The following is a 24,345-nucleotide window of genomic DNA, read 5'->3' on the forward strand; positions in this document are numbered from 1 at the left end:
GATCGTGGCGATTGCGCCGCTGATCCTGATCTATGCGCCGACGACCCAGTCGGCGATCCTGATCTGTGCCTGGATCGTCGCCTTCTTTCCCGTGCTGTCGAATACCGCACAGGGGCTGAAGTCGACCGACCACAATCTGCTCAACCTGTTCGAGCTTTACGGCGCAAGCCGCTGGCAGACCCTGTTCCTGTTGAAGATGCCGAGCGCGCTGCCCTATTTCCTGGCGGGCCTGAGGATTGCCGGCGGCCTGGCGCTGATCGCGGCCGTCGTCGCGGAATTCGCGGCCGGTTCCGCCGGTGCCGGGTCGGGCCTTGCCTTCCGTCTTCAGGAAGCCGGCTTCCGCCTCAAGATCCCACGCCTGTTCTCGGCCCTGCTTCTGCTGTCGGCGACCGGTGTCGTGATCTTCTTCTGCACCAGCATGATTTCGCACCTGCTCCTGCGCCGCTGGCACGAGAGCGCCCTGAAGCGGGAGAACTGAGATGGGCGTCCTTGGGCAAAACCTGACTGGAGACGTGCGCCTGCTCAACGGGACGGCGCCGGCCTGCCTGTTGCCGAAAGAGGTATCCGGCGCGGCGGTTGGCGATCTCGTCCGCATCGATCTGGAGATCGTGGGCGGCCGAATTGCCAGGATTGCGCCCGCAGCCGGTGTGCCGGCCGAGGGCGGGGCCGTCATCGATCTCGACGGGGGCATGATCCTGCCGACGCTGGTCGATATGCACACACATCTCGACAAGGGGCACATCTGGCCGCGCAAATCCAATCCGGACGGCACGTTCATGAGCGCGCTCAAGGCCGTCGGCGAGGATCGGCTGGAAAACTGGTCGGCGGAAGACGTGCGTGCGCGCATGGAGTTCGGCTTGCAATGCGCCTATGTGCACGGGACCGGCGTTGTGCGGACCCATATCGACAGCCTGCCGCCGCAGGATGAAATCACCTGGCCGGTGTTCAAGGAACTGAAGCAAGCCTGGAAGGGCCGGATCGACCTGCAGGGGTCCTGCCTGTTCGGGATCGACCGGCTCGATCTGGAAGACGGCTATCTGGACCGGATTGTCGACCGGGTCGTCGATGCGGGCGGCATTCTCGGCTCGGTCACCTACATGATCCCGCGCCTCGACGAACATCTGGACGCGATTTTCAAGCAGGCGGCCGACAAGGGGCTGGATCTCGATTTCCACGTGGACGAGACGGCCGATCCGGCGGCGCGCACCCTGCATCACATCGCCAAGGCGGCGATCCGGAACCGGTTCGAAGGCAAGATCGTCTGCGGACATTGCTGTTCGATCGCGCGTCAGGATCCGGTGGAAGCCGATGAGACGCTCGATCTGGTGGCGGAAGCCGGCATCGGAGTCGTATCGCTGCCCATGTGCAACATGTATCTTCAGGACAGGCATGTCGGCCGCACTCCCCGGTGGCGGGGCGTGACCCTGATCCACGAAATGGTTGAACGCGGCATTCCGGTGGCGGTTGCCTCGGACAACACTCGCGATCCTTTTTATGCCTATGGCGACCTGGATTTGATCGAAGTCTATGCGCAGGCGACCCGTATCCTGCATTTTGATCATCCGATCGCCGACTGGATCAAGACCGTGTCGACATCGGCGGCGGACATGCTGCGATCGGACGCGGGCCGGCTCAAGGAAGGCGCGGCGGCCGACATGATACTATTCAGGGCCCGGGACTGGAGTGAACTCCTGCCCCGGCCCCAGGGACCCAGGGATGTCCTCCGGCAAGGCAAAACCGTCACGGAAGAACTGCCCGATTATCGAATGCTCGACGGTTTGATGCAGTAAGAGGAATTGGCAGTATGAGCGCTATCGAACAGCTCAAGGCGGATCTGGACGGGCTCAAGATCGAGGACAATCCGCAGATCGTGAAGCAGAAGAGCCGGGATTTCTTCTGGTATTCCCCGGTTCTCAAGCAACAGCTTGATCATGTGACCGGAGACCTTGTCGTCAGTCCGCGCAACGAAGCGGAAGTCATCCGGGTTCTGAAGGCCTGTTATGCCCTGGACGTGCCGGTGACCGTGCGCGGTGCAGGGACCGGCAACTACGGCCAGGCGATGCCCCTGTCGGGCGGCGTGGTGTTGAACCTTTCGGAGATGAACGCCGTCAAGGAGATCCGCCAGGGCGTCATCGTCGTCGAGCCGGGCGCCCTCGTCTACGATATGGATCAGCAGGCGCGAGCCCATTCCAACCAGGAGCTCAGGCTGCATCCGTCGACTACCCGGACCGCGACCATCGGCGGCTTCATCGCCGGCGGTTCGGGCGGGGTCGGCTCGATCAACTGGGGTGGCCTGCGCGATCTTGGCAATGTCATCCGCCTCAGGGTTCTGACGATGGAAGAAGAGCCCCGGGCGCTCGAACTCACCGGTGAGGACCTGCACAAGGTGATGCATGCCTACGGCACGAACGGGGTGATCACCGAGATCGAAATGCCGCTGACGGCCGCCTATGACTGGGTGGACGTGCTCGTCGGCTTCGACGCCTTCATGGACGGGGTGCATTTCGCCGACGAACTCGGCAACCAGGACGGGATCCTGGTCAAGGAACTGGCGCCGATCGCAGCACCCGTGCCGCATGATTATTTCCTGCGCCACCAGAAATATATCCGCAAGGACCAGTCGGTCGTGGTCTGCATGGTGGCTCCGTTCGCCATGGATGCCTTTGCCGCCTTCGTTGCCCGCAATTCCAAAGCTTCCATTCTTTACCGGTCGGATACGGCGAGCGAGACCGAAAAGCAGGGATTGCCGCCGGCCTTTGAACTGGCGTGGAACCACACCACCCTGCGCGGGCTTCGCGTCGATCCCACGATCACCTATCTGCAGGTCCTCTATCCGTTCCCGAACCAGGTGGAAAAGGTCAGAACCATGACCGAACTTCTGGGCGACGAGGTTCCCGGCCACCTGGAATTCGTCCGCTTCGACGGCAAGATCACCTGCTTCGGCCTGCCGATCGTCCGCTACACCAGCGAAGAGCGGCTCAACGAGATCATGCGTCTTCACGAGGAAAACGGCTGTCCGATCTTCAACGCCCACCGCTATACGCTGGAGGAAGGCGGGATGAAGCAGACGGACGAGGTCCAGCTGGCGTTCAAGCGCGAGGCGGACCCGAAGGGGCTGCTCAATCCGGGCAAGATGATTGCCTGGGAAGATCCGTCCTACGATTATTCGAGCGACAAGGTGTTCCTGTTCCCGGGCTTGCAGCGCTCGTAGAAACGCGAATTTTTAAAACCTATAGGACAGGCGAGGCCGCCCGGCTGACATAAAAGGTCAGCGGGCCGTCCCTTCCGCATGTCCGGAATTTGAAAGGCTCCACATGAGAGTTCTTGTTCTTTTTTCCCATCCCGTCGAAACCAGCTTCGGGGCAGCATTGCATGAACGTGTCCTGATTGCCCTGAAAAAGGCCGGGCATGAGGTCGATGACTGCGATCTTTACGCGGAAGGCTTCGATCCGCGCCTGACCCGCGAAGAGCGGCTCGGCTACCACGATCTGGAAACCAACCAGGCGAACGTGAAGGGCTATGTCGACCGGGTTCTTGCCGCCGACGCGCTGGTGATCGTTACGCCGGTGTGGAATTTCGGCCATCCGGCCATCCTGAAAGGGTTCTTCGACCGGGTGTTCCTGCCCGGCGTTTCCTTCAAGATGAAAAACGGCAAGGTGGCACCGAGCCTGCACAACATCCGCAAACTCGCCGTCGTGACCACCTATGGCGGAACACGCCTGCGGGCGTTTCTGGTCGGCGACCCGCCGCGCAAGATCGCGACACGGGTTCTCAGGGCGGTCATCAAGCCTGCCGCGCCGGTAAAATACCATGCGCTTTACGACATGAACCGCGTGACCGAGGATCAACGGAAGGCCTTTATGGACAAGGTCGGCACATCGCTTGAGGCTTTCTGATGCGGGTTCTGGTCGTCTACTGTCATCCGTGTGCGGAGAGTTTCAACGCCGCGGTCAAGGAAACCGTCCTGTCCACGCTGGAAGGGGCCGGGCATGAAATTCGGCTGATCGATCTCTATGCGAAAGAATTCGATCCGGCGATGTCCGCCGAAGAGCGGCGCGGCTACCACGAGCCTGACAGCAACGTGCAGCCGGTCGCGGAGCATGTGGATGCGATCAACTGGTGCGAGATGATCGTTTTCGTCTATCCGACCTGGTGGTTCGGACTGCCGGCCATGCTCAAGGGCTGGTTCGACCGGGTCTGGGTGCCTCATGTCACCTTCGAGATGCCGACGGAACGCTCCGGCATGAAGCCGAAGATGCAGCACATCAAGAAGATTGCCGTGGTTACGACCTGCGGGGCGACCTGGCTGGTTTCAAAGTACGTGGGCGAGCCGGGACGCAGGACGATCCTGCGGGGCATGCGGGCGTTGTGTGCGACAAATTGCAGGACGCTCTACCTGGCGCATTACAAGATGGACTCGTCGACACCGGAGAGCCGAAGCCGTTATCTGGCTAAGATTCGTCATCGCCTTGGAAAATTCTGAGAATCGGCCATTGTTATCCGAGTGTCATTCGACGGTTAAATAACGCCATTACGTTTCGCCCGGATTTGGTCCGGACCGGAACGATTCGGGTCGAATGTTCAGGTAGGGATTTCGACAATGGCATTCAATTACAAGAAGAGCGTGACGTTCCGTCTCGTTCAGGCCGCTAAGGCACAGCGCGCGCGGTCCGGCGGGCATTTGATGCGGATTGGCCTGCATCCCGGTCAGGAACTGGTTCTGAAGGTGCTTGCGGATACGGACGGGCGCACCATGAGCCAACTGGCGCTGGCGCTCGGTGTCCAGCCGCCGACGGTGACCAAGATGGTCACCCGCCTTTCCGCTCAAGGGTATGTCCGGCGCCAGGTTTCCGATACGGACGGACGTCTTGCCCGCGTGTATCTGACGGATGCAGGGCGCGAGCTGGTCGAATCCGTCGACAAGGCCTGGAAGCGCCTGGAGCGGGAGGCCATGGCCGGTCTCGACGACAAGGATCGCAAGAAGCTGCGCAAGCTGCTGCGTCAGGTGGAAAAGAACCTGTCCCTTTCCTTCGACCAGGATCCGGAGCACGAAAGCGATCTGGAGCCGGAGCAGGAAGACACGCTCGAAACGGCGTAGGCCGGGTGGCCGGAAGGACGGCTGACAAGATCCGGATTTGAAACAGGAGGTTCGCATTCCTATGTCTGGTTTGGGGACGAGGGACTGGACTCCTTTCTGAAACCGGACCGATGACAAAACCGAGACTGAACGAAAAACGAGGCGCGCGCCGTGCCGCCGCTCTGAAATCCCGCTTCCGGAAAGTGTCTGACCGCTCGTTCGGCCGTACCGGGATGTTCAAGGCAAGTAGCCCATCCTCCACCGCCTCGGCGTCCCGGATGAGTTCAGGTTCACTCGGCAAGAGCATCCTGATCTGGCTGGCGATCGGTGTGGCGGCCTATTCTCTCGGGACGCTTCTGACCTGATCCGGTCTTGAGAACTCGGCTGCAATTCAGAGCAGGAACGGATAGCCGCCTTCCATTTTCAACAGAGCGATTTTCGTATCCAGCCCGCCGGCGCCGGAATAGCCGCCGAGCCCCGTCGCCGACAGGATGCGGTGGCAAGGAATGATGACCGGGATCGGATTGGCGCCACAGGCCTGGCCGACCGGCTGCCCGTATGTGCCCAGATCCTTCGCGACATCGCCGTAGGTGCGCGTTTGGCCGTAGGGAATGTCCAGCATTGCCTTGAACACAGCCTGGTGCAGCTCGTTTCCTTTAGGCGCCAGCGGCAGATCGAAGGTTTTCAGGCGGCCGTCGAAATAGGCTCGGAGCTGGGACAGGGCTTCGTCCAGAAGCGCGCAAGGTTCGCCTTCTCCACCTTCGCTCCAGGTCAGGCGAGTCACGGTATCGTTTTCGACGGTGACGGCGAGAGGGCCGACAGGGGTAGGAAGCGAGGCGACAGGCATGCGCAAGCCTTTCCGGAATCTGTTTCCCTGACTATATGGCGTACCGTTCCCGTGCAAACCGGCCTTTCGGATTTTTCGTGCCAGGGCTAAAAATTTCCTATGTCGGCAACCGGTATTCGGTGCGGCCACCCAGGATAACTCCATGAACACCCGAAAGTTGGACACCTCCTCAGATGGCGACGGAGGGGCGTCGAAAGGCGTTCTGATCGGTATCGGCCTGATCGTTGCTGCCTGTCTCTGCTTTGCGATCCTCGATGCGACGGCCAAATATCTGGGACAGACCATGCCGGCGCTGCAGATCGTATGGGTGCGTTTCGCCTCCCATGTGGTCATTGCCCTTGTTCTGTTCCGCATCTGGCGAAATCCGGGTTTTCTGAGAACCGGACGTCCGGTCCTGCAGATCGTCCGGGCCTTGTGTCTGCTTGCCACGACGATCTGCAATTTCCTGGCCGTGCGTTATCTCCAGCTCGCGGAAACGATTTCCATTCTCTTCGCGGCACCGTTTCTCGTCACCGCGATCGCCGGACCGCTTCTGGGCGAATGGGCCGGCGCCCGGCGCTGGGCGGCAATCATCGTGGGCTTCATCGGCGTTCTCATCGTCACCCAGCCCGGGTTCGGCGGCATGCACTGGGCTGCGATCTATTCGGTCGGGGCGATGTTCTTCTATGCCTGTTATGCGCTGATGACCCGTATGCTGGCGGTGACGGATTCGCCGGCCGGCATGCTGATCATTTCCGGGGTGGTCGCGGCCATTGCCATGACGCCCTCGGGGCTTTCGGCCTGGACGCCACCGGTGGATCTGTTGCATTGGGTGCTGCTGCTGACGACCGGATTCTGGGGTGGATTGGGGCACTGGTGCTTCATTCTGGCTCATCGAACCGCACCGGCTCCGATGCTCGCTCCGTTCATCTACACCCAGATCGTCTGGATGATCGCGCTGGGGTATCTGATCTTCGGCGACATTCCGACGATCAGCACTTTTGTCGGTGCCTCGGTGGTCGTCGGCTCGGGTCTTTATATCCTGTACCGGGAGCAGATCAGGAAAGTACCGCCGGTAACAGTTGACGGGCGGTAGGCAATCCGGGCTTAATAAGGTCGGGTCTCAGGCCCTTGAACGCGTGTTTTTTTATTAACACTGCTTGTTTGTAAGTTGAGCAAGGACATGCCCGGTCGGCAGGGGGCTTTTTAAAGGTGCCGGCGGATCGGGGAGTGGAGGTATGTGATGTCCATATCGCGCCGGGACTTTCTGACTGGCAGCGCCGCGCTCGGAGGCGCGCTTCTGGCTCGTTCCCCATCTTTTGCAAATGCTGCGGCAGACGCCTATTTCAGCGGCTACATGGAAGACAACGGTTTCCGCTACCGCCGCACGAACTTCAAGAAGATCGATCCCGTCTGGCAGCGCCAGGTGGTCAAGTATTTCAGCACGGAATCTCCGGGAACCGTGGTTGTCGATTCGACCAATCACTTTCTCTATGTCGTCTACGAAAACAACACCGCGTTGCGGTACGGTGTGGGCGTTGGCAAGGAAGGGTTCCAGTGGTTCGGCCGGGCGCGGATCGACCGCAAGGCCATCTGGCCCCAATGGGTGCCGCCCCCCGAGATGCTGGAGCGCCGGCCGGATCTGCCGCGCAGGGTGGAAGGTGGCGCCGCGGACAATCCGCTCGGGCCACGGGCCCTGTATCTTTACCGGGACGGGAGCGATCTCGGTTACCGGTTGCATGGAACGCTTGAGCCCTGGAGCATCGGTCGCGATGTGTCCAGCGGATGCGTTCGCATGTTCCCGGAGGACGTGATCGACCTTTATCAGCGCTGCCCCAAGGGGACGCGCGTGCTGGTGCTCAAGCACCTCGGCGAAAAGAAGGCTGGCTGAGGCTTGTCTGGCGGTATGATGATGCGGGCGGCCCTGGCGGCCGCCCTGCTTTTATGGGGGAAGACGTGACAGTGAACAGGAATTTCCGAGGAACCGGATTGGCGGGGCTTTTGCTTTCCTGTCTTGTTCTGGCCGGCTGCAACAGTACGGATCTGAGCACGCCGGACGTGACGAATGCGCGGGCCGCCGGTTTTGTCGATATCAAGCCCGGTTCCGAAGAAGAGTTCATTCTCAATGTCGGACGCCGGATCTATTTCGAGCAGGGCTCGGCGGTGGTCACGGACGAAGCCAAAATGACGATCGTCCGCCAGGCCGACTGGCTGAAGAAGAACAAGGGCTGGCTGATCAAGGTCCAGGGTCATGCCGACGATCCGGGCAGCGAAAGCGCCAACAAGGCCCTGTCGACCAAACGGGCCGAAGCCGTGCTGAATGCCCTTGCCGACCAGGGGATTCCCCGCAAGCGCATGTGGGTGAAAGGATACGGGATCGAACGCCCGGTGACCGACTGTGATGAAATCACCTGCAAGTCCCAGAACCGGCGTGTCGTCGTGAACCTGCGGGAAGAATTCGATGCCTCGGCGCCGGGCCGGTAAGAAAAGGCTTTGAGCAGGGAAACCTGCAGCCTATGTCTTGAGAAAGGCAGCCGGGACTCGGGCCTGGTTGTCCTTTCTGGACACCCGCATGCGGGCGGGGCGCGGACTGGAAGATGAAAAAGAAATCAGGTTCTGACAATCCCATATCAGGAGCCTCCGATCCGATCTCCGATGAACAGGCCGGGAGCGACAGTCCGGCTCTGCCCGCAAATCCGGGCAGGCGTCTAACCCTCGGACACATCGCGGATCAGCTTGGAATTTCGACCGCGACGGTTTCGCTTGCCTTGCGGGATAGCCCGTTGGTGGCGGAAGAAACGCGGGTCAGGGTCAAGCGGACAGCCGAGGAAGTCGGTTACATCTACAACCGGTCGGCCGCGTCGCTCAGGACCGCGCGCAGTCAGATCGTGGGCGTTGCCGTTCACAATATTCAAAACCCCTATTTCGCTGAAATCTTTTCCTCGCTCGAGGACGTTCTGGAAGAGCAGGGGCAGATGATCTTCATCTGCAATCACCGGGATGACGTGAAGCGGCAGCAGGCCTTCGTCAACACCCTGCTTCAGCACCGGGCGGACGGTCTGATCATCTGCCCCTCCGTGGAGACCACGGCAGAGGAGATCAATCGTCTTGTCGACCAGGGAATTCCGGTCACCCTGGTGTGCCGGGAAGTGGCCGGCGCCTGGGCGCCTTGTGTTCGCGGTGACGATGCCGCCGGTGGATACGCGGTGACAAACCACCTGGTGCGCCAGGGACACACCTCCATTGCGATGGTCGGTGGCCGCCGGTCCAGCTCGACCGGCCGCGACCGCCATGCGGGATGGAAAAGGGCGCTAGAGGAAAACGGGATCAACCCCGCCGCGCAACTCGACCTGCCGGAACTGATGACCCAGGCAGACGGCCGGGACGCCGTCGGCCGGGTTCTGGATGCGCCGCGCCGACCGACCGCGGTCATGTGCTTCAACGACCTGATCGCATTCGGCATGATGCCGATGCTTCGCCGGGCCGGCGTGGAGCCTGGACGGGACATCGCCCTGACCGGCTATGACGATATCGACGGGTCGGCCAATCTGCTGCCTGCCCTGACGAGCGTGTGCAATCACGCGGACAAGATCGGCCGCCTGGCGGCCTTGACCCTGCTACGCCAGATCGCAGGTGAGCGGGTGCCGAATACGCCCATCCTGATCGAGCCCGAGCTCAGAATACGTGAAAGCTCCACGACCTTCACAGGCCGGCTTGGCGGTTGAGGCGAGGCGACCGTATTTCAGCCCGCTTTTACATGTTCGTAGTCTTCAGTCTTGTAATACAGGCACCGATTGCGTCCGGCTTTCTTGGCCCGGTAAAGCGCATGGTCGGCAAGCTGCATCAGGGTCGAGAATTCCAGATCTTCTTTGGACACGGTTGCAAGTCCCATGCTGCAGGTGATGTCCCACGTGATGGGGTCGACCCGGCATTCTTCGACGATCTTCCCGCGAATGCGCTCGCAGACCGCTAGCGCGTCGTCATTCTCCGTACTGTCGAGAATGATGCAGAACTCCTCGCCGCCGATCCTGCCGAAAACATCCACGGCCCGAAGGGCATCGGAAATGATCCCGGAGAATTTTTTCAGGACATCGTCGCCCGCGGAATGGCCGAACGTGTCGTTGATCGACTTGAAGTGATCGATGTCGATCATCACGGCGGTGAATTTCCGGCCGGTCCGGCGGAACCGGGCGATTTCCGTTGACGCCCTATCCATGAAGGCGCGCCGGTTCAGGACGCCGGTCAGGTCGTCGATGCTGGCGATCCGCTCCAGTCGAACCTGGGCTTCCATCAGGGCGATGTGGTCCTGCTCGCGGGCGATTTCATTGCCGATCCAGTCCGCGAACTGCCGGATCAGCTCCCGTTCGGTTTGCGAAAACGGGCGCGTCCGAGGCTCGGCCGATGTGAAGTTGATCGTGCCGTATCTCTCACCATCGACGAGCAGCGGGACGCCGATATAGGTCTCCAGCTTGAATTTCTCGTAGCAGGGATGATGGGCGAGAGCCGACTGTTTCGTATGGGAGATGGTGACCGGCTGGTCTGCCTTGAGCGTGTGAGCGCAATATGTCTCTCCAAGCTCAAAGGTCGCACCAACCTGAACCTCGCCATTCGGGGAATCTGCATACATAACCGAATACGTATCTTCGATAATCCGGCTGATAATCCCGAACGGCAGCTCGAAATGCTCGCAGCCCAGTTTCAGGATCTGATTGATCTTCTGGTCCGTCGTCAGCTCGCGCGTCGAGGTAATCGCATAGAGCCGGGCGAGTGTGCGTTCCGTCTGCTTTCTTTCGGTGATGTCGGTCGAATAGATGATAACGCCGACGCGATCGCCCGATGCGTTCAGCTTGGCGGTATATTCGATGCTGACTTCACGCTCGATGCCGGTCGGATAGCGGATCCTGTCTTCGAAATAGATGTGCTCACCCTTCAGCGCCCGCTTGTAATAAGGCTCGGATTTTTCCCTGCTTTCTGAGGGAAGCATGTCCCTGACCTTTATTCCGAGCAATTCCTCGCGAGGCTTGCCGAACCAGTTCGCAAAGACGGAGTTGATGAAAACACAGTGGCCTTCGAGATCCATTTCGATGATGGCGCAGGACAGGTTGTCGGTCATATCCGACAGGTCGCGGTGAGCCTTCTCGGTCTGTGCCTGCGCGGTTTTCAGGTCGGTGACATCCGTGACATAGAGGATGACGCCGATGAGATCACCGTCCGCGTTCTGTTTCGGTGTGTATTCGACGTGAATGTTGCGGTTGCCGCGGTCCGGAAAGCCGTAAACCGTTTCAAAGCCGACGTTGTTTCCCGCAAGAGCCTTCTTGTAATAAGGGAATGCCTCCCGCAGGAACTCGGGATTAAGGACCTCGACCATGGAGGTGCCGACCAATTCCTCACTGCCCAGCCAGCGGTTGTTTGTCTCGTTGCTGAAAACGCAAATGCCGTTGAGATCAATTTCGGCGATGGCACAGGACAGATTGTCCGCAAGGTCGGACAGGTCCCTGTGTGCTTTTTCGGTCTGTGCCTGGGCCGATTTCAAGTCGGAAATATCGGTGACGTAGACGATGACGCCGACCCGGTTGCCTTCGGCATCATTCTTGGGCGTATACTCGACCTGTACATTCCTGGTTACCCCATCAGGGTAGGTATAGGTTGTCTCAAAGGCCGCGGGCTCGCCTTTTTGAGCGCGTTCCAGGTAGGGTTTGGATAGTTTCGTATAGCTCGGATCGAGCTTACTTCGGGCCTCCCCTCCCAGAATGCTTTCCTTGGTGCAGTCCAGCCAGCGGGCCATTGTGTCGTTTGCGAAAACGCAGTTGGTGGCGAGATCGTATTCCAGGATCGCACAGGACAGATTGTCGGTCAGATCGGAGAGATCGCGGTGCGCTTTCTCCGCTTGCGCCTGGGCCTGTTTGACGTCCGAAATATCGGTCGCAAGGACCACAAGGCTGGAGAGTTCGCCAGAAGTATTTTTTTTCGGGATGTAGTCGATCCAGACATCACGCGTCTGACCGTCGACGAATTCGTTTCGCGTTTCGAACGAGATCTTTTCGCCCGCAAGGGCCCGTTTGAACAGGGGATCGGATTTCGCGCGGTTTGCTGCCGGCAAGCGTTCGCGCAATTGGGTGCCGAGCAGCTCCGCCTTTGATCCGCCGAACCATGTCGCGCTGGTCTCGTTGAGGAAAATGCATTTGCCGTCGAGATTGTATTCGGTGATCGAACAGGAGAGATTATCGGCCAGGTTTTCGAGATCGTTCAATGCATTTTCGGCCAGAGACTGCGCTGCTTTCAGGTCGGTGATGTCGGTCCGAATGCCGACCCGGCCTCCCGAAAGGGTCAGGCGTTCTGCAATCTGAAGCCAGGAGCCGTCGCCCAGGGCCTGCTCGATGACTTCACCATCCGCGGCCAGATGCCGGTCCATCCGGATCTTAAGCCATTCGGCGCGACTCAGGTCACCGAGGTCATATTCGTTCCGGTCCAGGCCGTACTCGAGAATTTCCTTGAAGGTGGCGCCCGGAACCATGGCCGGCGCGCTGTGTGCGTAGATCTCCCGGTATTTTTCATTGCAGATGACGAGACGGTCGTCCTTGTCGTAGAGGGCAAAACCGTCGGAAATCGTCTCCAGCGCATCTTCAAGCGTCGCGAAGGCGTCGTTCAGCATATTCTCCAGCGCCAGGCGGTCGGTGATGTCGCGGGCGATGAATAGAAAGCCGACCGGATCCGAGGTGCTGTTGTGAAGAGCGGCGGAGACGACTTCCGCTGTGAAGACGTTGCCGTTCTTCCGGCGAAGCGGCAGCGTGAAGCGGTTGTCATCGACAAGCGTTTCCGAGTTGTCATAAATTTTGCGGTTCGCCGTAAATTCTTCCGGGTTTGCGTAGAGATTGACGGCGGTTGAGCCGATCAGTTCCCGGCTGGAATATCCAAAGATCTCTTCCGCGGCACGATTGACGAACTGGATGCTGCGGTCCGGTCCGGTAACGATGACACATTCGTCCAGCGAACCGAAGGATTTCTCCAGATCCATGTTCAATTTGTCTGTAATTTCTTGCTCGTCCATTCGCCGCCGCCATCGTTTTACGATGCAACAGGATGCACTAAAATCTTAATAAAAATTATAATATTCAAGTATTGGAATTTGAAAAACCTAGAGTTCTCCATCGGTTTAATCAATATAAAATACTAGGTATATTTAACAATACTTAGTCCCCATCAATGGTTGGGGTGGTGACGGGTCTTCCATGTGTTAAAGATTTTCCGTTCGCGATCGGGTCAGCTCGGCGCAGGAATTTCCGGAGATCTGTCCATCTGGAAATTTTGCGCCAAGCCGATCAATCGGACAGGGTCAGATCTTACGTGACGAAGATTGATATTTCTCCGAAGTCTCGTAGTAGTCGTTGAAGCCGATCTTCTGCCGCAGGGTTTTGAAGTCCATGAGGTGGGGCGTGCGGTCGCCGTCCTGTTTCATCACACCAAGCGTGTCGGTCATGGCTTTCATGGCGGCGGCCATCAGCGTCAGCGGATAGGCGGCAATGGCGTAACCCAGGTCGCGCAGTTCATCGTGCGGCAGATCCGGCGTCTCGCCGCCTTCGACGATATTCGCCATCTTCGGACCGGGCAGTTCGGCGCAGACGGTGCGCATTTCCTCAACCGTCTTCGGGGCTTCCACGAACAGAATGTCGGCGCCCAGCTCTGCGAATTTCGCCGCCCGTTCGATCGCCTCGCCCAGACCGTGGTCATGACGGGCATCGGTGCGCGCCAGGATCAGGATGTCGGCGCCGTCTGCCCTTGCGTCGGCGGCGGCCCGTATCCGGTCGAAGGCTTCCTCGCGGGAGACGACGGCCTTGCCCGGGGTGTGGCCGCAGCGCTTGGGGGCAAGCTGATCCTCGATCATGACGGCGGCTGCACCTGCCTTGGCAAAGCCCGCGACCGTGCGGCGGACATTCATGGCATTGCCGTAGCCCGTATCGCCATCGGCGAGCAGCGGGATCGACGTGGCGTCGGTGATGTTGCGGACCTGGTCGAGGACCTCCCCGTAGGACATAAGGCCGAGGTCCGGCGCGCCAATGCGCGAGGCGGAGGCCGCAAAGCCGGACATGAAGGTCAGGTCGAAACCACCCTGCTCGATCAGCTTGGCGGAGAGCGCGTCGAAGCAGCATGGCATCACATGCAGTTTGTCTTGCGCCAGAAGGGCACGCAGTTTTGCAGCCTGGGACATGAAGTGTGACCTTAGAGTTTGAACGGTATGTAGAGTGCCAGATCCGGCCAGATATAGAGCAGGAAGACGGTGACCAGCATCAGAACAAGGAAGGGCAGGACGCCGCGGGACACGTCGCCGAGGCTGGCGCGCGCCACCGACTGGATCACGTAGAGATTGAGCCCGACCGGTGGTGTGATCAGGGCGCATTCCACAAGGACAACCATATAGACGCCGAACCAGATCGGGTCCAGACCCATGGCCTGGGCCGCGGGCAGGAGCACCGGCGTCATGATCAGGACCATCGACAACGCCTCGAACACCAGCCCCATGCACAGAAGCACGATCGAGACGGCAACCAGGAAGGCAAACGGTGTGTGGATCGTCTGATCGATAAAGGCGGAAATGTCCTGGGGGATCCGGTAAAGGGTGATTGCCTTGCCGAAGACCTTGGCGCCGGCGATGATCAGCAGGATCGCGACGGTCGTCGCCATGGCCTCGAACGCGGCTTCCTTGAATCCCTTCCACGTCAGGGTGCGCAGGACGACGGCGGTAATCACCAGAGCGGCGGCAAAGCCCACGGCGGCGGCCTCCGTCGGTGTGGCGGCGCCGGTGTAGATCGCTCCGATGACGATGGCGGCAAGAAGCATGCTCGGCGCCGCGCGAAGGGTGGCTTCCCTGCGCACTTGCCAGCCGGAGGCCGGTTCCGGCTTGTAGCCGCCGAACCAGCGCGCGTAGATCATCGAAAAGGCGATGAAGAGCACGACGAGCAGAATGCCCGGCCCGATGCCGGCGAGGAACAGGGCGATGACCGATTGCTCGGTGACGAAGCCGTAGACGATCATCGGGATCGAGGGCGGGATCAGGATGCCGAGCGTTCCGCCGGCGGCCAGCAGGCCGTAGACGAAGCGGCGTTCGTAGCCGCGCTGGATCATTTCCGGAATGGCGACGGTTCCGATGGTGGCCGCGGTTGCCACAGACGAACCGGAAATGGCGGCGAAGATGGCGCAGGACAGGATCGTTGCGACGGCGAGGCCTCCCGGCCAGTGGCCGACCCAGGCGTGAACGGCGGCGAACAGGTCCTTGCCGACACCGCCTTTCAGGAGCACGTTCGACATCAGCAGAAACAGGGGCACGGCCAACAGGATGAACCCGTCGAGGGTCGACAGGATCGCCTGGGGCGCCATGAGCGGCGAGAATCCGCCTGCAATCAGCAAGGCCAGTCCGAGACCGCCGAGCGCAAAGGCGACAGGCACGCGCAGGAGCAGAAGAGCGAACAGCGCGACCAGGATCATGAGCGTGCTCATTCAAAACCTCCGTGCGGGGCATCGGCGTCGCGTTCGCCGGTGAGCGCGCGCCAGGACTCCAGCAGGGCCTGCAGGAACAGAAGCGCGAAACCTGCCGGCACGGCCAGTTCGGTGACCCAGGTCGGCAGGTCGAGCATGGAACCGGTGGTGCGGCCGCGCTCGTAGGAATCGAGGAAAATGTCCCACCCCTTCCAGGTCACAACGACACTGAAGGCGGCAATGCAAAGCATGGCGAAGGATTCGGTGAACCGCCGCTGGGTGGGAGACAGCAGGTCGACAAGCGCATCGACCGCGATGTGACGCCGGGCGCCGAGCAGCCAGGCCATGGCCAGCAGCGATCCCCATATCAGGGCGAGCTGTGACAGTTCGGCCGCCCAGATCGTGGGGGCGGAGAAGAAATAGCGGGCGACGACTTCGTAGGTCAGCATGAAGCCGGCCGCCACGAAGAGGATCGCTGCCACCCAGGCGAGTGCTTTGGTCAGAAATTGAAAATAGGCCATGGACAGTCGGTCACAGACGAGGAAAGCCCCGGACGGGTCGTCCGTCCGGGGCAGGGATTACAGGAAACTTCGGATCACATTGCCTGAGCGGCAGAGAGGACCTGGGCGCCGAGCTCGCCGGACTTCTCCTTGTAATTGTCGTAGACCGGCTGGGCGACGGCCTTCCAGGCGGCGAGTTCGTCCGCCGTCGGCTTGTAGATGGTCATGCCGTTTTCCTTGGCCGCCCCGTAGGCTTCGGCTTCGATCTGGGACATGCGGTCGCGAACGTCGGCTTCCGCCTTCATGGCGGCGGTTTCGATCAGCTTTCTGTGCTCTTCAGGAAGGCCGTTCCAGAAGTCGGTGTTGACCACGACGAGGAACTCGATGTCGGCGTGATTGGTCTGGGTGATGGTGTCCATCACTTCCCAGAGCTTGCGCGATTTCACGCCGGAAACGCCGGTCATGCCGATATCGACCGTGCCGCGCTGGTAGGCGAGATACTGTTCGGATCCGGAGATCAGCGTCGGCGCGCCGCCGGCGGCCGTGACGAAGTCGCCGAGGGTCTTGCCGAACACTCGGGCCTTCTTGCCTTTCATGTCGGCAGGGGTTTTCACCGGGCCGCCTTTGGACAGCATGATCGCGCCGCCATAGGCCTGCCACCACAAAACGGTCGAACCGGTGCCAGCGATCGCTTCATCCAGCGGACCGCGTACCGGAGAGCCCTTGGCAACCGCGGCACGGACCTTGTCTTCGGTGTCGAACAGGAACGGCTGGTAGAAGATGTCGACGGCCGGAATGTCGCCGACGTAACGGGTCAGCGAGGCGACGCCCATTTCAATGGCGCCGGAGCCGACGGCGGCCGGAACTTCCTTGTCCTTGTAAAGCTGCGCGCTGTCGTAGATTTCGACCGCGATGTCGCCGTTGGAGGTCTTTTCGACCTCTTCCTTGAACAGCACCAGGTTCTGGCCGAGGTGGCTTTTCAGCGGCAACTGGAGCGAAATGCGCAGCGTGGTGTCAGCAGCAAAGGCCGGACCGGATGACAGGCCGGCGAAAAGACCAGCGGCAAGGGCCGCACCGGCGGCCCAGGTCAAAGTTTTCATGATTGTTCCTCCCAAAGTTTTTATGGCAGTGAGATTGACCCAAGGTTTCCAGACGGTCAACACGTTCTGCAATTGATAATTCGATGGAAATGCATCCTGGGAATTCCGGCAAGTTCCGCTGCCGGGATAAGAGTTTTGCCGAATATTGTTGTCTTCCGGGCTTGCCAGAGGATCGTTTTCGCTTGAACGTTCGCTCGCGCGGGAAGCTTCGTTCCACATCAACTCCAGTACATTCTCCGAGGGACCTATGAGCAAAGTCGATATCTTGATGCCGCGGGCCATGCTGCCGGTCGTGATGCGCGGGCTGGAGGAAAAGTACACGGTTCACAAGCCGTTCGAGGCGGACGATCCGGATCGGCTGATTGCCGAGGTTGCGGACAAGATCCGCGGGATCGCCGTGCTGGGCACGCGGATTGACGCCGAATTTCTGGCCAGATTTCCGAATGTGGAAATCGCTTCGAATTTCGGCGTCGGTTACGACAACATCAATGTCGCGGACTGTTCGGCGAAGAATGTCGTCGTGACGAACACGCCCGATGTGCTGACGGAGGAAGTGGCCGACACTGCCCTCGGTCTTCTGATCATGACCGCCCGGGAGTTGTTTTTCGCTGAAAAATGGTTGCGCGAGGGAAAGTGGGAATCGAAGGGGCCGTATCCCCTGACCGGGGCAACGCTGGTGGGCCGGACGCTCGGAATTTTCGGGCTCGGCCGGATCGGCAAGGCGATCGCAAAACGCGCCGAAGCCTTCGGCCTGAAGGTTCATTACCACGGTCGGACTCGGCAGGCGGATGTCGCCTATCCCTATCATGACAGCCTGCTCGGTCTGGCGGAGGCCTGCGATACCCTGATGGTGGTCGCGCCGGGTGGGCCGGAAACCCATCACGCGGTCAACGCAGAAGTTCTTGCCGCACTCGGTTCAAACGGCATCCTGATCAACATCGGTCGGGGAACCGTGGTTGACGAGGCGGCCTTGATCGAGGCGCTGGAAAAACGTGCCATCCATGGCGCCGGTCTCGACGTGTTCGAGAACGAGCCCCATGTGCCGGCCGGGCTGATGGCGCTTGACCGGGTGACCCTGCTGCCTCATGTGGGCTCCGCGTCGGTGCAGACCCGGGACGCGATGGGGCAACTCGTGGTCGACAACCTGACAAGCTGGTTTGAGACCGGAAAAGCAGTGACGCCGGTTACAGCCTGAACCGGGCGCCGGTTCAGGCCTTGCTGTTGGCGGCCAGGAATTCTTCCATGCGCTTCAGGGCGCGGAGGATGTTTTCCGTCGAGTTGGCATAGGACAGGCGGATATAGCCTTCGCCGAGAATACCGAAATCCGGTCCGCCGATGACCGCGACGCCGGCTTCTTCCAGAAGGGCGGAGGCCAGTTGTTTGGCCTTCCAGCCTGTCGCGGTGATGTTCGGGAAGGCGTAAAAGGCACCGAGCGGTGTCCGGCAGGTCACGTTCGGCAGGGCGTTGAGGCCTTCGACCACGACCTTCCGGCGCTTGTCGAATTCGGCAACCATGGCGCGCGCCTCGTCCTGCGGGCCGGTCAGGGCGGCAATTCCGGCGAATTGCGTCGGTGCGTTGACGCAGGACCAGGCGTTGACGGAAAGCTTGCGTGCCTTGTCGATCAGCGCATCCGGCCAGACCGAGTAGCCGAGGCGCCAGCCGGTCATGGCATAGGTCTTGGACCAGCCGTCGAGCAGGATCAGACGGTCGCGCAGCTCCTCGAAGCCGAGCAGGGAGACGTGCTCCATGCCGTCATAGGTCATCTGGGCATAGATCTCGTCGGACATGATCGCCACGTCCGGGAAGGCGGCGAGGCCCTTCACCAGCTTTTCGATCTCCGCGCGCGGCGTGACGCCGCCGGTCGGGTTTGCCGGCGAATTGAGAATGATCAGGCTGGTCCTGTCGTTGATCAGCGACAGGGTTTCTTCGGCCGAAAAGGCGAAGTCGTTCTCCTCGCGGATCGGGATCGGAATGGGCTTGGCGCCGGTGAATTCGATCATGGAGCGGTAGATCGGAAAGCCCGGGTCCGGATAGAGGATCTCCTTTCCGGGTTCGCCGAACATCAGGATCGCCATGAACATGGTCACCTTGCCGCCGGGCACGATCACCACGTTGTCCGGGTTGACCTCTGCGCCCACTCGATTGTGAAGATCCGCGCAGACGGCTTCGCGCAGCGGCAGGATGCCGGTTGCGGGGGTGTAGCCGTGATGACCGTCGCGCAGCGCCTTAATGGCGGCCTCGACGATGTGGTCCGGGGTTTTAAAGTCGGGCTGGCCGATGCCCAGATTGATGATGTCGCGTCCTTCAGAGGCAAGCTGCGTGGCACGGGCGAGCACGGCGAAGGCATTTTCCTCGCCGATACGGTCGAAGCCGGCAATGGTCTTGAGCATGGTTCCACCCTTTTCGATCTTTCTGCCTGTTTAGCGGAGAAGGCACCGGTCTGGAAAGGCGGACATGAGGCAAAGGTGTCGAAACGCTGCCGGCAAAACAGAATTCCCGCAAAGCCTCTCCCATGTGAGGCCTTTAGCGCCTATATTCGCCGTGACTCGCGCCCGGCCCCGATGCCGGCCTCCCAAATTATTCCGCGCAAGGGATCTCCCATGTCTGCGACTGAAGCAACGACCCATCAGATCCCGGTCACCGTGCTGACCGGCTATCTCGGATCCGGAAAGACGACACTCCTGAACCGGATCCTGACCGAGAACCACGGCCAGAAATACGCCGTGATCGTCAATGAATTCGGAGAAGTCGGCATCGACAACGACCTGCTGGTCGAATCGGATGAAGAAATCTTCGAAATGAACAACGGCTGCATCTGCTGCACCGTGCGCGGCGATCTGATCCGCACCGTGCAGAACCTGATGAAGCGCAAGGGCGCATTCGACGCCATCATCGTGGAGACGACCGGCGTGGCCGATCCGGCCCCCGTCGCCCAGACCTTCTTCATGGACGATGACGTGCGCGCCGCCTCCAAGCTGGATGCGGTGGTGGCCGTCGTCGACGCGCGCCATGTGCTGCAGCGCCTGGAAGATACGGAAGAGGCGGAAGACCAGATAGCCTTCGCCGACGTCATCCTGATCAACAAGACCGACCTGGTCTCCAAGGAAGAGCTGGAGGCCGTCGACGCCCGGATCCGTTCCATCAATCCTTACGCGGTACGCCATTACACCGAGCGCTGTGCCGTGGATCTGAAGGCGGTGCTCGACCGCGGTGCCTTCGATCTCGACCGGATCCTGTCGCTCGATCCGCATTTCCTGAAGCATGGCCATCATGCTGATGAATGCGGGCCCGACTGCGACCACGATCACCACCATGGGCACCACCACCATGGCCACGATCATCATCATGATCATGACCACGAATGCGGTCCGGGTTGCGATCACGACCATCATCACCACGATGACAATCCCCATTCGGTGAAGAGTATTTCGCTCAAGGCCGGCGATCTCAATCCGGAGATGTTCTTTGCGTGGATCAACCAGGTCACCCAGGTTCAGGGGCCGAATATCCTGCGCATGAAAGGCATCCTTGCCTTCAAGGACGATCCGCAGCGCTATGTTATCCAGGGTGTGCACATGATCGTCGAAGGCGATCACCAGCGGGACTGGAAGGCGGATGAACCGCGCGAAAGCCGGCTGGTCTTCATTGGGCGCGATCTCAACTGGGATGTTCTGAAGCAGAGCTTCCAGGCCTGCGTGGCGGAATAGGAGCCTCCATGCCGACAATCGCTCCTGTCGACGCGGACGGTTACATCGTTCGCGCCGGCTTCCTGAACGACACCGCCTATTTCGCCTCCGGTGAAGGCACTGTCTGTTTCGTCGAAGGCGCTGAAAACCGCATTTCGGCGCACAAGGGCGGTCTTCTTGCCGCCGAACAGACCCTGGACGGCAAGGCCCTGGTGACCTCCGGTGACGATGGCAAGATCCAGCAGATCACGCCGGACGGGACAATCAACCTGCTGGCGGAGCGGCCGCGCAAGTGGATCGATCTGCTTGCCTGCGGGCCGAACGGTGCGGTTGCCTTTGCCTCGGGACGGACCGCCTGGGTCCGGCTGGCGGACGGTAAGGAAAACGAATTCGCCCATGAGCGGGCCGTCGGAGGGGTGACCTTCGCGCCGAAGGGGATGAAGCTCGCCGTTGCCCGCTATGACGGCGCGACCGTGTGGTGGGCCAATGCCACCGGAAAGCCGCAGGAGTTTTCCTGGAAGGGGGCCCATCTGGGCATCACCTATTCGCCGGACGGCAAATATCTGGTCACGTCGATGCAGGAAAACGCCATGCACGGCTGGCGCCTCTCCGACGAGCAGGATATGCGCATGACCGGCTATCCGGCCAAGGTGAAATCCTGGAGCTGGTCGGCGAAAGGCCGCTATCTGGCGACGTCCGGGGCCAATGCCGCGATCGTGTGGCCCTTTTTCGGCAAGACAGGCCCAATGGGGCAGGCGCCCCTGCAGCTTGGCACGCGTGGCGATTTTCTGGTGACGGCCGTCGCCTGCCATCCGAAGGAAGAAGTCGTCGCGGTCGGTTACGAGGACGGCATGGTCATGCTGTGCCGCTTTGAGGATAGTGCCGAAGTGCTGCTGCGCCGTCCCGGCAAGGGTCCGGTTTCGACGCTCGAATGGGACACAGAGGGCGTCCGCGTCGCCTTCGGGACGGAAGAAGGCGAAGCCGGGATCATATCGCTGCAGGAATAGCGGAAGCCGGTCCGCCTCGGCGGGCATCGCGCCCACATGCAACTACGATAACAATAAGAGACGGGGGGAACCGGAATGGATACGGTTACATCTTCGGGCGGCATGGTGGTCGCCCCGCATATGGCGGCGGCGAACGCGGGCGCTGAAATTCTCGCCGACGGCGGATCGGCCATCGAGGCGATGATCGCGGCTGCGAGCACGATTGCCGTTGTCTATCCGCATATGAACGCCATCGGCGGCGACGGTTTCTGGCTGATCGCCGAGCCGGGAAAGGATCCGAAGGCGCTGATGGCCTGCGGGTCGGCCGGATCCAAGGCGACGATTGCCGCCTATAACGAGGCCGGCTACGGCGCGATCCCGACGCGGGGTCCGATGGCCGCATTGACGGTTGCCGGCACCATCGGCGGATGGGGCAAGGCTCTGGAGGCCGCCCAGGCGATCGGAGCGGGCAAGACACCGCGCAGCGAATTGCTGCGCGAGGCGATCCGCTACGCCAAGGAGGGTATTCGCGTGACCCGCAGCCAGGCGGCGCTGACCGCGGAGAAATTCGACGAGTTGAAGGGCCAGCCCGGTTTCGCCGACGTGTTCCTGGTCGACGGCAAGGTGCCCGAGGAAGGAGCGCTGCTCCGGCAGGAGAGGCTGGCCGACACGCTGCAGCATCTGGCGCATGACGGCTTTCAGGAGTTCTACAAGGGCGATGTGGCCGCGGCCATTGCCGATGATCTGGAGCGTATCGGGTCTCCGGTCACCAAGCGTGATCTTGAGACTTATGAGGCCCGGTTCAAGGACGCGCTCAGGGTCGAGCTGAAATGCGGAACGGTCTTCAATGCGCCGCCCCCAACGCAAGGGCTGGCATCGCTGATCATTCTCGGCCTCTACGACCGGCTGAAGACCGACGGCCGGGAAGGCTTCGATCTCGTCCACGGGCTGGTGGAGGCAACCAAGCGCGCCTTTCTGGTGCGCGACCGGATCGTGACCGATCCGATGCGCCTGCCGGAACCGCCAAAAAATTTTCTCACGACCGAATGGCTTGGTCAGGAAGCGGCGAAGATCGACATGCGCCGGGCGCTGGAATGGCCTTACAAGGGCGCGCATGGCGACACGATCTGGATGGGCGCGGTCGACAAGAAGGGCGTGTCGGTTTCCTTCATCCAGTCGATCTACTGGGAGTTCGGCTCCGGCTGCGTGCTGCCGAAGACAGGCATCACCTGGCAGAACCGGGGGGCGAGTTTCTCCCTGCACCCGGAGGCGCTCAATGTGCTTGAGCCGGGCCGGCAGCCGTTCCATACGCTTAATCCGGCGATGGCGCGCTTGAGGGACGGCCGGACGGTGACCTACGGCACCATGGGCGGTGAGGGCCAGCCGCAGACCCAGGCCGCGATCTTTGCCCGCCACGTTTTGAACGGCATGCCGGTCGGCGAGGCAATCGACGCACCGCGTTGGCTGCTCGGCCGGACTTGGGGGGACGAGACGACCGCGCTCAGGCTGGAAAACCGTTTCGATCCGGATATCGTAAGGGCGCTTGAACGCTGCGGTCACGAGGTGGTCGAAATGGCAGATGCCTATTCCGATACCATGGGCCATGCGGGCATGATCGTGCGTAACACCAAGGGCGGCCTTGAAGGGGCCCACGACCCGCGCGCCGACGGAGGTGCTGCAGTCGCATAACGTGGGCGCATAACGTGGGCGCTAAAATGGGCGGGCCGCAAGACCGCCGTTCGGGGGAAGAGAATGGATGCCATCACGCGAATGCGCTGTTTTATCCAGGTCGTTGACAGCCGGGGATTCTCGGCGGCCGCGCGGGAGATGGGCCGTTCGAAGGCGCTGGTGTCCAAATACATCAGCGAACTGGAAGATGAACTTGGTGTCCGTCTGCTCAACCGGACGACCCGGCAGGTATCGCTGACGGAGGTCGGGGAATCCTATTACAAGGAAGCGTCCGACATCCTGCAGCGGATCGACGATCTCCAGTCCTCCGTTCAGTCGTCCCACACCGGTGTGCGCGGCCGATTGCGGGTTTCCGCGCCGCGGTCCATGGGCGATGCCTTGTTCAATCAGGCGGCGATGGAATTCCTTGCGGCCAATCCCGAAGTGTCGATGGATCTCAGGCTGGAGGACCGTTTCGTCGATCTGGTCGATGAAGGCTTTGACGTGGCGATCCGCGTGACGGAGATGGAGGATTCCAGCCTGATCGCCCGCAAGATCGGTCCGTTCCGGACCGTCGTCTGCGCCACGCCCGAGGTGATTGCTGCCTATGGCGCGCCGAAGGTGCCGGCCGATCTTTCAAGCCGTCCTTGCATCATCGACACGAATTACCGGTTCAAGCAGAACTGGGGGTTCTCGGATGGCGAGCGGCGGATATCCGTTGTGGTTCGCGGTCGGGCGGAGGTGAACAGCGCGCTCGGCGGGCGCGACGCGGCGCTCTGCGGCCTGGGATTTCTGCGTACGCCCTATATTTTCGTCGCCGACGAATTGGAGGCGGGAAAGCTGGTCACGGTCCTTGACGGCTACGAACCTGGCTCGCAGGCGATTTACGCGGTCTACCCGCATCGGCGGCACCTGTCGGGCAAGGTGCGCGCCTTCGTGGATTTTCTCGTCGAGTGGCTGGCGGAGCGGAAAAAAGCCGGAGATTCCTGCCCGTCCTAGGAGATAGGTCAGGCCGACAGACGCTCCTCGGC

General features: G+C 60.9%; 23 protein-coding genes. 16 read left to right on the plus strand and 7 right to left on the minus strand.

From position 1 onward, the window contains the following. From ABIN98_RS15910 to ABIN98_RS15940, 7 genes are all read left to right on the plus strand, one after another. Positions 1-478 (plus strand): ABC transporter permease subunit (locus tag ABIN98_RS15910; protein ID WP_346911545.1); only part of this gene is annotated, 478 nt, incomplete at its 5' end. A gap of 1 nt (position 479) precedes the next feature. Further along, on the plus strand, positions 480-1,790 hold the full coding sequence (locus tag ABIN98_RS15915; protein ID WP_346911547.1) for a cytosine deaminase: 1,311 nt from the start codon (positions 480-482) through the stop codon (positions 1,788-1,790). Between the two features lie 14 nt (positions 1,791-1,804). Further along, positions 1,805-3,211 carry an FAD-binding oxidoreductase gene (locus tag ABIN98_RS15920; protein ID WP_346911548.1) on the plus strand — a complete coding sequence of 469 codons (1,407 nt, stop codon included), beginning with the start codon at positions 1,805-1,807 and terminating at the stop codon, positions 3,209-3,211. 103 nt (positions 3,212-3,314) lie between these two features. After that, positions 3,315-3,896 (plus strand): NAD(P)H-dependent oxidoreductase, encoded by a 582-nt coding sequence (locus tag ABIN98_RS15925; protein WP_346911550.1) that lies wholly within the window; start codon positions 3,315-3,317, stop codon positions 3,894-3,896. Continuing rightward, complete coding sequence (locus ABIN98_RS15930; protein WP_346911552.1) at positions 3,896-4,483, plus strand: NAD(P)H-dependent oxidoreductase; 588 nt, start codon at positions 3,896-3,898, stop codon at positions 4,481-4,483. The genes ABIN98_RS15925 and ABIN98_RS15930 overlap by 1 nt, the downstream gene beginning before the upstream one ends. Positions 4,484-4,600: 117 nt before the next feature. Further along, positions 4,601-5,098 carry a MarR family transcriptional regulator gene (locus ABIN98_RS15935; protein WP_346911554.1) on the plus strand — a complete coding sequence of 166 codons (498 nt, stop codon included), beginning with the start codon at positions 4,601-4,603 and terminating at the stop codon, positions 5,096-5,098. Positions 5,099-5,208: 110 nt separating this feature from the next. Beyond that, positions 5,209-5,442, plus strand: a complete 234-nt coding sequence (locus tag ABIN98_RS15940) for a hypothetical protein (RefSeq protein WP_346911556.1) — start codon at positions 5,209-5,211, stop codon at positions 5,440-5,442. A 26-nt stretch (positions 5,443-5,468) separates the two neighbouring features. Here the strand turns inward: ABIN98_RS15940 and ABIN98_RS15945 are convergent, their stop codons facing one another. After that, positions 5,469-5,924, minus strand: coding sequence for a methylated-DNA--[protein]-cysteine S-methyltransferase (locus ABIN98_RS15945; protein ID WP_346911558.1), 456 nt, complete (start codon positions 5,922-5,924; stop codon positions 5,469-5,471). A 142-nt stretch (positions 5,925-6,066) separates the two neighbouring features. Here ABIN98_RS15945 and ABIN98_RS15950 point away from each other — a divergent pair, with 142 nt between their 5' ends. The 4 genes from ABIN98_RS15950 (at position 6,067) to ABIN98_RS15965 (ending at position 9,628) form a co-directional block, all read left to right on the plus strand. Further along, positions 6,067-6,999 carry a DMT family transporter gene (locus ABIN98_RS15950; RefSeq protein WP_346911560.1) on the plus strand — a complete coding sequence of 311 codons (933 nt, stop codon included), beginning with the start codon at positions 6,067-6,069 and terminating at the stop codon, positions 6,997-6,999. Between the two features lie 147 nt (positions 7,000-7,146). Then, a complete protein-coding gene (locus tag ABIN98_RS15955) occupies positions 7,147-7,794 on the plus strand; it encodes a L,D-transpeptidase family protein (protein ID WP_346911562.1) in 648 nt (215 codons plus the stop codon). A 53-nt stretch (positions 7,795-7,847) separates the two neighbouring features. Beyond that, positions 7,848-8,387 carry an OmpA family protein gene (locus tag ABIN98_RS15960; protein ID WP_394701523.1) on the plus strand — a complete coding sequence of 180 codons (540 nt, stop codon included), beginning with the start codon at positions 7,848-7,850 and terminating at the stop codon, positions 8,385-8,387. Between the two features lie 113 nt (positions 8,388-8,500). Next, the gene (locus ABIN98_RS15965; RefSeq protein WP_346911566.1) at positions 8,501-9,628 is read left to right on the plus strand and encodes a LacI family DNA-binding transcriptional regulator; all 1,128 of its coding nucleotides are present in this window, start codon (positions 8,501-8,503) and stop codon (positions 9,626-9,628) included. 17 nt (positions 9,629-9,645) lie between these two features. Here ABIN98_RS15965 and ABIN98_RS15970 read toward each other — a convergent pair whose 3' ends face one another. The 5 genes from ABIN98_RS15970 to dctP all read right to left on the minus strand — a co-directional run bounded on the left by ABIN98_RS15970 (position 9,646) and on the right by dctP (position 16,974). Beyond that, positions 9,646-12,951 carry a PAS domain S-box protein gene (locus ABIN98_RS15970; protein WP_346911568.1) on the minus strand — a complete coding sequence of 1,102 codons (3,306 nt, stop codon included), beginning with the start codon at positions 12,949-12,951 and terminating at the stop codon, positions 9,646-9,648. A gap of 285 nt (positions 12,952-13,236) precedes the next feature. Continuing rightward, a complete protein-coding gene (locus tag ABIN98_RS15975; protein WP_346911570.1) occupies positions 13,237-14,109 on the minus strand; it encodes an isocitrate lyase/PEP mutase family protein in 873 nt (290 codons plus the stop codon). Positions 14,110-14,120: 11 nt separating this feature from the next. Next, entirely contained in the window at positions 14,121-15,395 is a 1,275-nt protein-coding gene (locus ABIN98_RS15980; RefSeq protein WP_346911572.1) for a TRAP transporter large permease, read from the minus strand. After that, entirely contained in the window at positions 15,392-15,895 is a 504-nt protein-coding gene (locus ABIN98_RS15985; RefSeq protein ID WP_346911574.1) for a TRAP transporter small permease, read from the minus strand. Before ABIN98_RS15985 ends, ABIN98_RS15980 begins: the two co-directional genes overlap by 4 nt. A gap of 74 nt (positions 15,896-15,969) precedes the next feature. Continuing rightward, positions 15,970-16,974 carry a TRAP transporter substrate-binding protein DctP gene (gene dctP / locus ABIN98_RS15990; protein WP_346911576.1) on the minus strand — a complete coding sequence of 335 codons (1,005 nt, stop codon included), beginning with the start codon at positions 16,972-16,974 and terminating at the stop codon, positions 15,970-15,972. Between the two features lie 247 nt (positions 16,975-17,221). On the opposite strand from dctP, the gene ABIN98_RS15995 reads away from it, so the two are divergent. Beyond that, the gene (locus tag ABIN98_RS15995; protein ID WP_346911578.1) at positions 17,222-18,169 is read left to right on the plus strand and encodes a 2-hydroxyacid dehydrogenase; all 948 of its coding nucleotides are present in this window, start codon (positions 17,222-17,224) and stop codon (positions 18,167-18,169) included. A 13-nt stretch (positions 18,170-18,182) separates the two neighbouring features. On the opposite strand, the gene ABIN98_RS16000 is transcribed toward ABIN98_RS15995, so the two are convergent. Beyond that, positions 18,183-19,364, minus strand: coding sequence for a pyridoxal phosphate-dependent aminotransferase (locus ABIN98_RS16000; protein ID WP_346911580.1), 1,182 nt, complete (start codon positions 19,362-19,364; stop codon positions 18,183-18,185). Positions 19,365-19,574: 210 nt separating this feature from the next. Between ABIN98_RS16000 and ABIN98_RS16005 the strand changes: the two genes are divergently transcribed. The 4 genes from ABIN98_RS16005 (at position 19,575) to ABIN98_RS16020 (ending at position 24,313) form a co-directional block, all read left to right on the plus strand. Further along, complete coding sequence (locus ABIN98_RS16005; RefSeq protein WP_346911582.1) at positions 19,575-20,681, plus strand: GTP-binding protein; 1,107 nt, start codon at positions 19,575-19,577, stop codon at positions 20,679-20,681. 8 nt (positions 20,682-20,689) lie between these two features. Further along, positions 20,690-21,667: a WD40 repeat domain-containing protein gene (locus ABIN98_RS16010; RefSeq protein ID WP_346911584.1), complete on the plus strand. Its 978-nt coding sequence runs from the start codon at positions 20,690-20,692 to the stop codon at positions 21,665-21,667. Between the two features lie 75 nt (positions 21,668-21,742). Further along, entirely contained in the window at positions 21,743-23,335 is a 1,593-nt protein-coding gene (locus ABIN98_RS16015; RefSeq protein WP_346911586.1) for a gamma-glutamyltransferase family protein, read from the plus strand. Between the two features lie 63 nt (positions 23,336-23,398). Next, positions 23,399-24,313 carry a LysR family transcriptional regulator gene (locus ABIN98_RS16020; protein WP_346911587.1) on the plus strand — a complete coding sequence of 305 codons (915 nt, stop codon included), beginning with the start codon at positions 23,399-23,401 and terminating at the stop codon, positions 24,311-24,313. Positions 24,314-24,345: the final 32 nt, after the last annotated feature.

The sequence above is a fragment of the uncultured Roseibium sp. genome (assembly GCF_963675095.2).
Lineage (GTDB): Bacteria > Pseudomonadota > Alphaproteobacteria > Rhizobiales > Stappiaceae > Roseibium.